The 12,190-nt window shown below is 60.5% G+C and carries 12 protein-coding genes and 1 pseudogene; 11 read left to right on the plus strand and 2 right to left on the minus strand.

The genetic code is table 11. The features are described 5' to 3' along the window. The 3 genes and pseudogenes from AC1VS5_RS01070 to AC1VS5_RS01080 form a co-directional block, all read left to right on the plus strand. Positions 1 to 242, plus strand: a pseudogene (locus tag AC1VS5_RS01070) (hypothetical protein); the annotation flags it as partial. Between the two features lie 13 nt (positions 243 to 255). Continuing rightward, the gene (locus AC1VS5_RS01075; protein WP_481217401.1) at positions 256 to 423 is read left to right on the plus strand and encodes a hypothetical protein; all 168 of its coding nucleotides are present in this window, start codon (positions 256 to 258) and stop codon (positions 421 to 423) included. Positions 424 to 498: 75 nt separating this feature from the next. Beyond that, positions 499 to 2,823 carry a DUF262 domain-containing protein gene (locus AC1VS5_RS01080; RefSeq protein ID WP_481217402.1) on the plus strand — a complete coding sequence of 775 codons (2,325 nt, stop codon included), beginning with the start codon at positions 499 to 501 and terminating at the stop codon, positions 2,821 to 2,823. Between the two features lie 494 nt (positions 2,824 to 3,317). Here the strand turns inward: AC1VS5_RS01080 and AC1VS5_RS01085 are convergent, their stop codons facing one another. After that, positions 3,318 to 3,644 carry a hypothetical protein gene (locus AC1VS5_RS01085; RefSeq protein WP_368285192.1) on the minus strand — a complete coding sequence of 109 codons (327 nt, stop codon included), beginning with the start codon at positions 3,642 to 3,644 and terminating at the stop codon, positions 3,318 to 3,320. A gap of 197 nt (positions 3,645 to 3,841) precedes the next feature. Here AC1VS5_RS01085 and AC1VS5_RS01090 point away from each other — a divergent pair, with 197 nt between their 5' ends. Next, on the plus strand, positions 3,842 to 4,510 hold the full coding sequence (locus AC1VS5_RS01090) for a DUF3990 domain-containing protein (protein WP_481217403.1): 669 nt from the start codon (positions 3,842 to 3,844) through the stop codon (positions 4,508 to 4,510). Next, positions 4,491 to 5,183: a helix-turn-helix transcriptional regulator gene (locus tag AC1VS5_RS01095; protein ID WP_481217404.1), complete on the plus strand. Its 693-nt coding sequence runs from the start codon at positions 4,491 to 4,493 to the stop codon at positions 5,181 to 5,183. The genes AC1VS5_RS01090 and AC1VS5_RS01095 overlap by 20 nt, the downstream gene beginning before the upstream one ends. 32 nt (positions 5,184 to 5,215) lie before the next feature. Here the strand turns inward: AC1VS5_RS01095 and AC1VS5_RS01100 are convergent, their stop codons facing one another. Continuing rightward, a complete protein-coding gene (locus AC1VS5_RS01100) occupies positions 5,216 to 5,884 on the minus strand; it encodes an MBL fold metallo-hydrolase (RefSeq protein WP_481217405.1) in 669 nt (222 codons plus the stop codon). Between the two features lie 187 nt (positions 5,885 to 6,071). Between AC1VS5_RS01100 and AC1VS5_RS01105 the strand changes: the two genes are divergently transcribed. The 6 genes from AC1VS5_RS01105 (at position 6,072) to AC1VS5_RS01130 (ending at position 12,132) form a co-directional block, all read left to right on the plus strand. After that, positions 6,072 to 6,575, plus strand: a complete 504-nt coding sequence (locus tag AC1VS5_RS01105) for a hypothetical protein (RefSeq protein ID WP_481217406.1) — start codon at positions 6,072 to 6,074, stop codon at positions 6,573 to 6,575. A gap of 159 nt (positions 6,576 to 6,734) precedes the next feature. Continuing rightward, complete coding sequence (locus AC1VS5_RS01110; protein WP_481217407.1) at positions 6,735 to 7,424, plus strand: response regulator transcription factor; 690 nt, start codon at positions 6,735 to 6,737, stop codon at positions 7,422 to 7,424. Between the two features lie 132 nt (positions 7,425 to 7,556). Next, positions 7,557 to 9,353, plus strand: coding sequence for a HAMP domain-containing sensor histidine kinase (locus AC1VS5_RS01115; RefSeq protein WP_481217408.1), 1,797 nt, complete (start codon positions 7,557 to 7,559; stop codon positions 9,351 to 9,353). A 228-nt stretch (positions 9,354 to 9,581) separates the two neighbouring features. After that, a complete protein-coding gene (locus AC1VS5_RS01120) occupies positions 9,582 to 10,250 on the plus strand; it encodes a DUF4867 family protein (RefSeq protein WP_418742820.1) in 669 nt (222 codons plus the stop codon). Positions 10,251 to 10,346: 96 nt separating this feature from the next. Then, positions 10,347 to 10,883, plus strand: coding sequence for an InlB B-repeat-containing protein (locus AC1VS5_RS01125; RefSeq protein WP_481217409.1), 537 nt, complete (start codon positions 10,347 to 10,349; stop codon positions 10,881 to 10,883). 292 nt (positions 10,884 to 11,175) lie between these two features. Then, positions 11,176 to 12,132, plus strand: a complete 957-nt coding sequence (locus tag AC1VS5_RS01130) for a tRNA dihydrouridine synthase (protein WP_087185807.1) — start codon at positions 11,176 to 11,178, stop codon at positions 12,130 to 12,132. The last annotated feature ends 58 nt before the right edge of the window (positions 12,133 to 12,190 follow it).

Genomic DNA, 12,190 nt, shown 5'->3' on the forward strand with positions numbered 1-12,190 from the left:
GGGTGTTCGAGGGCGCGGTGCACAGGCAATTCGGCAAAATCGGCCTTCCCGACGCCGGGGCCGCATCCGACGTGGACAAAACGATGAAGCGGCGGCGCGAGATCGAGCGCATCGCGGACGAGGAGTGGCAAATGGCCAACAATGTCGCACCCACCAAGAACTACACAACGATGCTCGACGAGGTGTACCAGCGTGCGGCGTGCCCGAGCAGCCCGCGCTGTATGTTGCGTACCTGGGCGTAACATCAAGGAGACCATGGTTCTCGAGATTGAGGTGACGGGGCCCGGTGACTATACGCGCGGCGTGAGGCGCATCACGGGGTCGATTACCTACGAGTTCGAGACAAAGACATTCAACTACGACCGCGGGATCAAGCTGCTCGCGGGTGTGATGTCCGCAATGGAGACGGCTACATTCGCCTAAGCCAGCAACAAAGATGCTCCGAAAGCACGCCGAGTATAATAAACCCACCAGTCACCCCAGCCTTCGGAGCCTTCCATGAACGCTACGCCGCAATCCATCGTTAGTCTGCTCACCACTGCGAATCAGCGAATGGTCATTCCCGTGTATCAACGTGCGTATTCGTGGGATGAAGAACAGTGCCGCCAACTATGGGATGACATTATCACCATCGGCCGACGTCCGTCCGGGACGCACTTTACCGGTTCTGTGGTGATGGTTCTCGGCGGGGAGTTCAGCGCTGGGGGAGTGAACAAGCTACTTGTTATCGATGGCCAGCAGCGCATCACGACGCTCAGTTTGCTTATCGTCGCTATGGCGGAGTTTGCTCGCGAACATCCGGAGAAGCTCACGCACACCTCTTACGATGAGATCGTTGACAGTGGCTACCTTGTGCTTAAGTACAAGAAGGGCGAGGATCACTATCGCCTTACGCTTTCACAGGGCGACGAGACGACGCTTCGTTCGGTGCTCGACCATCTGGAAAAGCCGGATGTCGATATCGTCAACGAATCGCATCGCATCATCGACAATCTTGCCCGTTTCCGTACATGGCTCAACAACATAGAGGATCCCAATGTAGTTTGGGACGGTATTCAGCGCTTGGAGATCGTTGCCATCACACTCGCGCAAGGTCAAGACAACCCGCAGCTCATCTTCGAGTCGATGAATTCCACCGGCAAAGACCTTTCTACCGCAGACCTCGTTCGCAACTTTGTGCTCATGGGTCTTCCCATGGATGAACAGGAAGAGCTGTATTCGAATTACTGGCGCAAGATTGAGGAGACGCTCGGCGCCGATAGCTACGATCTGGTCTTCGATGATTTCCTGCGCAATTGGCTTACGGTCATCAACGCGCCCGTAAGTGTCGTCGTGCGCCACGTTTACCGGTTGTTCAAGCAGCATGTGAGAAACGGGGGCTATGACCAGCCCGGGCAGATGGCAAGTCTTTTGAAGGATATTCGCCGTTTCGCTGGGTATTACGCGAACATCACGGCGGGCTCGTGCGACGATCTCGAGCTCAAGGCCATCCTCGACCGTATCGCGCAGCTTGAGGTATCGGTGGTGAATCCGCTGATTATGGCATTCTTCGAAGACTATGGTAACGGCGCGTTCACTCACGAGGACTTCGTCTCGATGCTGCGCACCACCGAGAGCTACCTTTTCCGACGTGCCGTATGCGATGTTCCCACGAACAGCTTGAACAAGTTCTTCCCCTCGATCATTGCTCGTCTCAAAGTGGTTAAGGCGGAGGGCGGAAGTTATCGCAAGGCGTACGAGGCATTTCTTCTGAATGAGTTCGACACCGCTCGCCGTATGCCTACCAACGCCGAGTTCGAGCGTGCGCTTAAAACACGCGACTGCTACGCCTTTAGGCGCGGACGCTACTTGCTGTCGACGCTCGAAAACAGTTATCACCCCAAGAATCCGCCCAACCTCATAGATGCGAACCATACCATCGAGCACATCATGCCGCGCAACGCGCTTGCTCATGCGGAATGGAAGGAGATGCTGGGCGAGGAATGCGAACGTGTCTACGATGAGTTCATCAACAATCTTGGCAATCTAACGCTTACCGCCTACAACTCCGAGCTCTCCGACGCATCGTTTGCAGAAAAGAAGGCACGAGCTGTCGGTGGTTTCGATAAGGAATATCTGGTTATATCTTCTGACTTACATGATACGAATGTATGGAATGAACAAACCATCCGTGCTCGCTGCGCACGGCTTGTGAAGCAGGCGCTTAAGGTGTGGCCGATACCAGAGGCGAACGAACTTGTCTTTAAGAGTGTCGCGCTGAATGCACCTGCCATTTCTGGCGAGACAGTAAACGATGCCCCTCACGAGAAGCTGTTTTCGGCGGAAGGCAAAAAAGTTGCCACTAAGTTGAGAGACGTCTATCGGGAGGTTCTTGAGGAACTTGCTTCTGAGGGGAAAGTTCGCCATTACCACGATCGCGACTTGTGGTTCGGTACTGCACGGATGGACGAGTATCTGAAACCCACATCTTCGGAAACTTGTGGCTCATGGGATGACGGGCACGCCTATCGCTATTGGGTGTATGCAATCAACCGGGTCGATGCACTTGTTCCTACGGTGCGCATCGAGCTTGGTCCCAAGGATCAATCCGAGGCCATGCTGGTACATCAAGAGTTGTTGCGCCGGCATTTTGCTCCGGCGCGCAAGCCTATTGTGCCGAGCGATCGCTACCGCCAGATACTGAAGATTGATACAGGAGTCGACGAGTCTGCAACCGAGTCTCTGGATGCCATTGCCGTTGAGGAGATTCGCTTTAAGATTCGTGGCGCTGTCGAAGAGCTTCTGAATCGCGAGGCAAAGTTCTTTGAGATGACAAACGGATAGAGGGCTGCGTCGGCGCTGTTTGGTAAGAGTTTGGTGTCAGGGAAAGGCATCTAGCTTATCACTGAGGATGGCGACTGTACCCGCTGGCGGCGCAAGGCGCCACGCCCTCAGTTAAGTCAGGAGCTCCAATTTCGTCTAGACACGGTTACTGTTGCTATACTGCAAATTAGCTCGCGCGGCATGCCGCCCTCTACAACTGGAGGTTTTCGATGCCGCGCAGCAACGAGGCACGCCCCGACTTCGACGACGGGAAACGGCCTCGTTTTTGCTCTTTGCTCATCACGAGTCGAACGAGTTTCTCGATAGTTGCTGTTCAAGCTTTATCTATCCGTAGCGTTCGTGTCGTCGGCTGACGGCTTGCCGCACCGGGGCTCTTCGAATGCTGATTCGTCCCACTCGTCATTCTCATATGCGGCGCTTCGAGCGTCGGCTTCAGCTTCGGTCATCCCGATCTTTTCAAAAGTCCTTTATCGCTCACGGCCAGGCATCCGCTCCTACCTATACATCACCAGCGTATGAAACCCCTCCATGCTGCCGGTGAGTCCCTGGCCTTGGATCGAATTGAACTTTACGTCCAAGATTTCATAGCCGTCGTCTTGCATGGCAGAGATAATCGCGTCGATCTGCCCGGTGTACTTGTTCTCGCACTCGAACGTCTGGTTCAGGAATTTCGAGAAACTATTCAGCATTACAACGTGCACCTTGCCGTCCTTGGGCGCGAGGCTTGCGCGTACGGTCTCGGCGTATTGGAACATGCCGTCGTTCCGGTACTGCTGCGCCTTGTTTTCGAGCTTTTCTTCACGCGAGCCGAAGATTCCCATGATGCGTCCTTTCGAATGGTGAACGATGGCGAGCCTGCGTCTTTAGGACATCGTATCGCATGGGGACGACTGCGGTCTTTGAGCACATGGGTGAGCGGTCTGCAAGTTGGGAGACAAACAGGCGCACAGCTCATCCTGCTTTTGTGATACTATCACTACAGTGATACTTCAGATACAGAAGCGAAGGCGGTGGCGCCATGATCCTCTGGCATGGGTCGTCCGAAATCGTTAAGCAACCGCGCTTGGAGCTGTGCCGTCCATACAACGACTACGGCGCGGGCTTCTACTGTACTGAGCATGAAGACCTTGCAAAGGAATGGGCGTGCCCTGGTGAAGCGGATGGGTTTGCGAATCGCTATGAGCTTGCTACGGACAAGCTCGCCATCCTCGACCTTTCTAGTTCGGAATATTCGGTGCTCACTTGGCTTGCTTTGTTGCTCGCAAATCGCCGTGTCGATCTCTCGAATGCCATCGCTCGCACCGCTCGCGACTACCTGCTCGATCGCTTTCTCATCGATACGTCGGGTTTCGATATCATCCGCGGATACCGTGCAGACGATTCGTACTTTTCGTTCGCGCGGGCGTTTTTGAACAACACGATTTCCGTAGCGCAGCTTTCCGAGGCTATGCGGTTGGGAAATCTGGGCGAGCAGGTTGCGCTTACCAGTGCGAAGGCGTTCGAGCGCATCCGATGTACCGGCTATGAACTTGCGTCTTGCGAGATCTATCACGCGCGTAGGGCCGAACGCGATCGCCGTGCGCGGAGCCAGTACCAATCTCTTTGCGCGCAGCTCGATCGTACCGGGCTGTATGTTCGCGATATCCTGCTCGAGGAGGTCGATCCCCATGACCCACGCCTCTTCTAAAGGCCGTGGCGTCGCTGCCCGCGCGTACGACGTCCTCTACCTAGAAGACGCCATGTCCTGCCTTGCATGCTTCTTCGACTATGCGGTCTGGGACTACGGTGCTGAAGGATTTGAGGTTGCGAACCTTTTTGCGTCGAGCCAGCTCGCCCGGCAGTTCGAAGCGGGAGCACCGTGGGTGGTTTCCGGGCGGTCGGGCATCGAGCTCTTCTGGGACATGTGCTGCGAGCTTGGTTACGACGATGAGCGGGCGATGATCGAGCAGGGCTTTCGACCAGACAGGACGCCTGAGTATTGGGCGGGCTGGATCGCGGCGTACCTCCAATGGCGGTTTGCGCTTACGTTCCGTACGGTTTTCGATGTGCTGCCGTTCGATGTGCTTGTCGACTTGTACGACCCGTGGCACGAAGCATCCGAAGAGCGTGTGGCTCAGTTGTTTGCGGAGCGGATGACAAGCTATCAGGGGCAGACGAACCTCGCGCGCATGCGGAGTGCCTGTGGATACACACAGCGTGAACTCGCCGAGCTATCTGGTGTTTCACTGCGGTCGATACAGATGTATGAGCAGCGCAACAAGGATATCAACCGGGCGCAAGCTTCCGCCGTGGCGCAGATTGCTCGCGTGCTTCACTGCCGGGTAGAGGATCTGCTCGAACCGGTTGTTGCGGTGGCGTAGCCCGGTATGCGACGTCTGCGGGGCGCAGCGCTCTACCGCTCAGCCTTCCTCGCGACCTGGATTCCCGGTGCGACCTCGGAGGCGAACGCGTCGAAGTTCTCCGGCACGCCCACGATGCTGCCGTAATGGATAGGCACTACGGTTTTCGGGTGCAGCGCGTTTACGAACGCCGCGGCCTGATGCGGGTCGCACGTGTACGTCCCGCCGATGGGCACGAGCGCCACATCGCACGCCACCTGCTCGTTATCCGGGCTCTGGTCGGTGTCGCCCGCCGCGTAGTAGCGCACGCCGTCGACGGTGAGCGCATAGCCCAGCCAGCCGTTCGCCTGCGGATGCATCTCCAGGCGCTCCGGCTCCACGTTGTATGCAGGCACGGCCTCGACGGCAACGCCGGGCGGCTCGAGCCGCCCGCCCGCTTGCAGCGGGTGCACCGCCGTCGCCCCAATCTCATCCGCCACACGGGCCACCTCGGCACCCATGCTTGCCGGTGCCACGAGCTCGGTGTGGTCGCCCGCCACACGCGCGATGTCCTCCGGCGAGAAGTGGTCGAAGTGCGCGTGGGCTATGAACACGTAGTCCGCGTCGTGCGCCGCCTCGGCATCCGTGAGGCTGAAGGGGTCAAGGTAGATGACCACGCCATCCTTGCTCTGGATGCGGATGGCGCTTTGCGTGAACACGCGGATGTTCTCGAGGCTGGTCATGGGTGCTCCTCCTTGGGTTGTTCTGCGCCCGGCATATCCCGTTCATGCCCCATTTGCGCGCACTGAGCCGCGGCAGATTCTCTCAGCTTTTTCTCAGGTTCCTTCGGCATTATGACCATGCGCCCAGAGAAAGGCGCACGGATTAGCGAAAACCGCTCGAAGCGGAACGCAAGAGAAGGAGGACACCATGAAGAAGCTCGACCTCGCCAACCCCAAGCTCGCCCTCGTCCCCCTGTGCATGATCGGCCTGTGCGGCATGCTCTTCCTGACCGGCTGCGATACGTCGGCGGCAAGCGCTCTGGTTTCAGGTGCGACGAAGGGACAGAGCGTGGTAGCAAGTGGCGACGACGCCAATGGCGCGAACCAGGCTCCGGCGACCACGCAGGCTCCCGCCCCAGGCGCTACGGACTACGACGATGGCAACACCAACTACGACGACGGCGCCACGGACTACGACGGCGCCACGGACTACGACGGCAACAGCGTGTACGAATCGGGTGACAGCCTCTACGACGATTCTTGGGATGACGGAAACAGCGGCTACGATGACGGCGCTTCTGCCTACGTCGCACCCGCGCCCGCCCCCGCGGCTTCGGCACCCGCGGTCTCTGCTCCCGCTACGGGCAACAGCGGCTACAGCAACTACGACTCCGACAGCGGTTACGACTCCGACAGCGGCTACGACGACTAGCGCGGCGATGTTAAAAAACCCCTGGGGTTATTTTACATGCTGTAAGGAAACGGTAAGGCTTTTCGGATAGAGCTACCACTTGCCGAAGGAGGGGCGCTACGCTGCAAGGGCGGGCGCCCTTCTCCGTAGAATCGACTTGCACGGTGCGCTCGGAGCGGAATGGGTGGGATTCATATGCGCGTCTTGGTCGTTGAAGACGAGGAGAACATCGTCGCGTACCTCAAGGCGAGCTTGGAAGACGAGGGTTTCACCGTCGATATCGCCTGCGACGGCAACACGGGTCTGGAGATGGCGCTCACCGAGGCGTACGACGTCATTACCCTCGACATCATGCTCCCCGGCATGAACGGCTACAACGTGTGCGGCGAGCTGCGAGGCGCGGGCATCACGACGCCGGTGCTCATGCTCACTGCCAAGGATGGCGAGTACGACGAGGCGGATGCGCTCGATATTGGTGCCGACGACTTTCTTCGGAAACCCTTTTCGCTTGTGGTGCTGGTAGCGCGCCTGCGAGCGCTGCTGCGGCGCGGGGCGAGCAAGGGTTCGGCGAAGCTGCAGGTGGGTGACCTCACGCTCGATCCGGCTTCCAAGGCCGTCGAACGCGGCGGCACGGCGATCGAGCTCACGCCGCGCGAGTTCGCCTTGCTGGAATACCTCATGTACAACGCGGGACAGGTGCTCACCAAGACGCAGATCCTCGACCACGTGTGGTCGCCGGGGTACATGGGCGGCGACAACGTCGTCGAGGTGTACGTGGGCTACCTGCGGAAGAAAGTTGACGCGGCGTTTGGGCAGCGTCTCATCCACACCGTGCGCGGGGTGGGGTATCGGATGTCCGAGCCGGCGTAGGACGACGCAAGGCCGGTGTCCGGTACGGGTGATGCCGCTGGGACGTGCTGCCGCGTGGAAACGCGATGTCGCACGGGCGCGCCAGCGTGCATGACGCCGCGGGACACATTGGCCAGAAACCAGGGAGAGACCATGCATCTTTTCAAAAGCATTCGAGGGAAGGTTTCGGTAATCACCGTCGCGGTGTGCGCGGCTGCCATGGTCGCCATTACTGCCGCCGTTGCGCTGGCGACGGGTTGGGCGATCAGCGCCACCATCTCGGGCAGTCTTGATCAGCGCCTCGAAGAGATCGAAGCGCAGGTCGCTGCCGGCCAGATGCCCGACGAGCTGCGCGGGACCGGCGCCGATCTTGTACAGATCATCGATGAGTCTGGAAACGTGGTGGCGTCGAGCGATTGGGCGAGCGACGTGGCACCCATCTCGGAGGGTGGTCTGGCGCCGGGAGAGGAGCGCCGCGGCGAGCGTGAGCGCGTCTCGCTGACGTTTGACATGGCTGATGAGCAGCCTGCCGAAGACGATGCCGACGACGTGGCGCCGCAGGCGGAGGAGCGCGAGCAGGCGGATCCCTCGGCAACGCCGCAAAGTAGCCCGTCACGTCCGCAAGCTTCCGCGCCGGCAGCCTCTTCGAACTATAACAGCGGGTATTCGTCTGCTCCCGCTCCGTCGCAGCCGCAACAAGCTGCCTCGAATTACGACGACGGGGGCAACTCCGGCTACGACGACGGGGGCAACTCCGGCTACGACGACGGGGGCAGCTCCGGCTATGACGGCGACGCCTCGGCGCGCGGCCGCATCCATGCACATGCACGCCATTTCGTACAGCAGCGGCTTCCTTTCGTGGCGGAGCAGGCGGGCGCATCGTCTGCCCAGGAACTTTCGGTATCGGTCGAGGAGATGCACATCGACGCCACTACGGCGCTCGGTATCGAAGGGCCGATCCTCGTGGTGGAGCGCGGCGTCCAGACGCCCGATGGCGTGGTCACCATCGCCGCGCTGACGTCGCTCGCTCCCGCGCGCGAGGCAATGAGGACGGTCGCCATCGTACTTGCCATCGCCATGCTTGGCTCCCTGTGCGCAGTCGCGGTGCTCTCGTGGTTCGCCGTCGCGCGCACGCTCGCGCCGGTCGAGCGCATGCGCGCGGAGGCCGCGACGATATCCATCGGCGACTTGAGCCGCCGCTTGCCCGTGCCGGAGCACGATCGCGACCTGGAACCGCTGGCAACCACGTTCAATGATATGCTCGCGCGCCTCGAGGCTGCCGTCGCGGAGCAGCGCCGTTTCGTCTCCGATGCGTCGCACGAGCTCAAGAGCCCGGTGGCGGCTATTCGCGTCATGCTCGAGACCATGCGCGACCATCCGGACGCGGTTGACGCGGATACGCTTGCAAACGACCTGCTCTCTGAAAACGAGCGTCTGGGCGGTATTGTGAGCAACCTGCTGTTGCTCGCGCGCCAGGATGAGGGCGTGTCGCGTTTGGACAAGCAGCAGCTCGACCTGTGCGACCTGCTCTATGAAGAGGCCTCGTCTTTGAAAGCGAGGGCGTCGTGCGAGGTCGATGTTTCCGGTGTGGAGCCGGTGGTGTGCACGGCAGATCACGAGGCGCTTTCGCATGCGGTGCGCAACGTGTTCGACAACGCGGCGCGTTATGCACGGAGCCGCGTGGCGATCTCGTGCCGCAATGTTGAGAACGCGGACGGCGAATTCGTCGAGATCGTTGTGAGCGATGATGGGCCGGGTATCCCGGAACAGGATCGCGAGCGCGTGTTCGGTCGGTTCGTACGCCTGGAAGAGGGTCGTTCACGCAAGAGCGGCAGTACCGGGCTGGGTCTTTCTGTGGTGCGGACGATCGCGCGGCAGCATGGCGGCGATGCGCGCTTTATCGACCCCGAACTCGGCGGCGCGAGCATCGCGATTCGCATCGAGGCGTAACCGAGAGCCCCTTCGACGCCTCCTCTCTATCTGTTTTGAACTGCGCCACCAAAGCTGACATTGAGAAGCATAACTTACAGGAATTTGACCTACATCGACGATAAACGGGGATGTAGAGTGAATCTGTGCATGCGAATCGTGTGATAATCGACGCATGCGACGTTGCCGGCGCGGGTGCGCCGTCCGCGCTGCATGTCAGTCGAATCCCAGCAGAAGAAGGGGGACACCATGCTCATCGAATCCATCTATGACGAATCATTCCGCAACTATGGTCGCGTGTGGACAGATGTCCCCGCCGCGTTCACCGAGCCCGTGGTCCACGCGCTCGCCGAGTACGCGCCTTGCCCGGAGGACGGCACGAAGTACGAGGCCAGCGCCACCGCACTCGAAGAGCTCGAGGTCGCGCCTGCGTTCAAGGGGCTTCTCTTCGGCGGTCGTCCCACTCAACTGGGTTGGTGCTGCGGCCATAACACGCGTCTCAACGCCTTGGAGTACCACCGCTCCAGCGAGTTCAACCTCGGTGCGAACGACTTCATCCTGCTCCTTGCGAAGCAGCACCAGATAGAGGGGATGGGCGTCGACGCCACGCTCGACATGTCGCTCGTGCGCGCGTTCCGCGTGCCCGCCGGTGTGCTCGTCGAAGTCTTTGCCGACACCCTGCACTACGCGCCTTGTCAGACAGGCGATGAGGGCTTCCGCACGCTCGTCGCGTTGCCCCAGGGCACGAACGGCCCTCTGCCGGAGCTCGATTCTGCGCTTGCCAACGCCGGCGATGCCCCGCTCCTGTGGGCTGCCGATAAATGGCTCATCGTGCACGCGGAGAGCAACAAGGCTGCCGCTGGCGCCCACGTGGGTCTTCTGGGCGAGAGCATCGATATCGCGGAGGATATCGCGTAGTAGCCAAGTAGCATAAGGTACGGGTGCGGGCGCAAAAGCGAAGTGCCTGCAAGAAGAAAGAGGGCAACCTCATGAAGATCGCTATTCCAACCATGGGTGCGGGCGGGCTCGAGTGCGATCGCTCGGGTCATTTTGGCCACTGCGACTGCTTTATCCGGCTGGACGCAGAACGGTGCTGCGGTGGGCTCCTTCGACGATCCCTCCGCAGCTCAGACCACTTTCACGATGCCGGCGGGTGCCGTCGAGCTCACTGCGAACTACGATGCGCATAGTCTGGCGCACCACGACGGACAGGATCCCGCCTGCACCGACCCTGGCTGGGCTGCCTATGACGAGTGCGCCTGCGGCTACTCGACCTATCAGGAGATCCCTGCTGCCGGCCATAGCTTCGTAGACGGCGTCTGCACCGTGTGCGGCGAGAAGGAGTCGAGTCAGGATCCGGACCAGACGACCCCTGTCAATCCTGAGCGCCCGGCTGAACCCAGCGAGCCCGGCTCGTCTGAAGGGCTGGAGCAGGATGCGGCCGCCATTCCGGCTACGGGTGATATGAGCATGCTCGCGGTGGCTGCGGCGGCGGTTGTTGGCGCTGCGGTGCTCGCAGGCGGGCTGCTCGCAAGGCGGCACAGGAGCTAACGCGACGGTACGACAACCTTTATCTAGATGAGACTTTAGGGCGGATGCTTAGGTAACGGGCATCCGCCCTTATCGTCTGCCGTGCGCTGCATGCCAAGTCTCACTTCAAGACTCTCCGCAAGACGCTCCATCGTGCCTCTCTATGCTGGGCCATTGAACCGGTTTCGGTTAAGGCAAGGCGGCGAGCGCTTCTTCGCCGTATGCAGTCCGCGCTACAATGTCTCCATTTGATGGTAGCCGCCCTCGATGCGGCTTAGGTGCCGCGGCAGGAGGGAAAGGGGAGCCGACGCCGATGATATTCTCGCTTGCCCCCATGGAGGGGATCACGGGAAGCGTATTTCGCAGGGTCCACGCGGAGTGCTTCGGCGCCCTCGACCGCTACTACACTCCGTTCCTCGCTCCGCCGCAGGTAGGCTCTTCGTTTGGCGGCAAGGCGTATAAAGAGGTCGACCCGGAGCGCAACCAAGGTCTCGACGTAGTTCCGCAGCTGCTCACCAACGATGCAGACAAGTTCGTGTGGGCGACGCAGGTGCTTGCCGATATGGGCTATGCGGAGGTGAACTTGAACCTGGGGTGCCCTTCCGGGACGGTCGTTGCCAAGGGGAGGGGTGCCGGCTTTCTCAGAAACCTCGGGGAACTCGAAGGGTTCCTGCAGGAGGTGTGCGACCGGTCGCGTCTTCCGATCTCGGTCAAGACGCGGGTCGGTGTGCTGGAAGACGCTGAATACGAGAAGATCCTCGAGCTGTACTGCCGCTTCCCGCTCCAGGAGCTCATCGTCCATCCTCGTGTTCAGAAAGATCGCTACCAGGGCGTTCCGCGCCTGGAGCTCTACGGCGAGACGCTCAGACGGGCGCCGTTTCCTGTGGCGTATAACGGGGACATCTTTGGGACCGATGACATGGCGGCGTTACTCGAGGCGTATCCGGAGACGCGCCACGTGATGCTCGGCCGCGGCATCCTCTCCAACCCCGCGCTGGCGCGCATGCTCAACGGCGGGCAGGCTGCCACAGCAGCCGAGCTCAAGCACTTCCACGACAAGCTCTTCTGCGCCTATGAGGAAGAGATCGGCGGCAACGCGGTGTTTCGCATGAAGGAATGGTGGTCCTACGCCAAATATTCCTTCGCAGACCCGCAGGTCGTGCATCGCGCGGTGCGGAAAGCTCGCAAGGTGGGGGAGTACGAGGAAGCGGTCGAGCGCGTGTTCCAGACGCAGGGGCTGAGCGCGGAGCCGCGCTTCGGGGGGTTCTAGGCGGATGCTTCCTGCCGGGCATCCCGGCGACCGGTCCCGTCCGGTTGCCCCTGTCCGC

It is taken from the genome of Enorma sp. (genome assembly GCF_982429025.1).

Coding starts and splice junctions, on each gene's coding strand:
- AC1VS5_RS01075 (WP_481217401.1), top strand. CDS start 256: ATGGTTCTCGAGATTGAGGTGACGGGGCCCGGTGACTATACGCGCGGC.
- AC1VS5_RS01080 (WP_481217402.1), top strand. CDS start 499: ATGAACGCTACGCCGCAATCCATCGTTAGTCTGCTCACCACTGCGAAT.
- AC1VS5_RS01085 (WP_368285192.1), bottom strand. CDS start 3,644: ATGGGAATCTTCGGCTCGCGTGAAGAAAAGCTCGAAAACAAGGCGCAG.
- AC1VS5_RS01090 (WP_481217403.1), top strand. CDS start 3,842: ATGATCCTCTGGCATGGGTCGTCCGAAATCGTTAAGCAACCGCGCTTG.
- AC1VS5_RS01095 (WP_481217404.1), top strand. CDS start 4,491: ATGACCCACGCCTCTTCTAAAGGCCGTGGCGTCGCTGCCCGCGCGTAC.
- AC1VS5_RS01100 (WP_481217405.1), bottom strand. CDS start 5,884: ATGACCAGCCTCGAGAACATCCGCGTGTTCACGCAAAGCGCCATCCGC.
- AC1VS5_RS01105 (WP_481217406.1), top strand. CDS start 6,072: ATGAAGAAGCTCGACCTCGCCAACCCCAAGCTCGCCCTCGTCCCCCTG.
- AC1VS5_RS01110 (WP_481217407.1), top strand. CDS start 6,735: ATGGGTGGGATTCATATGCGCGTCTTGGTCGTTGAAGACGAGGAGAAC.
- AC1VS5_RS01115 (WP_481217408.1), top strand. CDS start 7,557: ATGCATCTTTTCAAAAGCATTCGAGGGAAGGTTTCGGTAATCACCGTC.
- AC1VS5_RS01120 (WP_418742820.1), top strand. CDS start 9,582: ATGCTCATCGAATCCATCTATGACGAATCATTCCGCAACTATGGTCGC.
- AC1VS5_RS01130 (WP_087185807.1), top strand. CDS start 11,176: ATGATATTCTCGCTTGCCCCCATGGAGGGGATCACGGGAAGCGTATTT.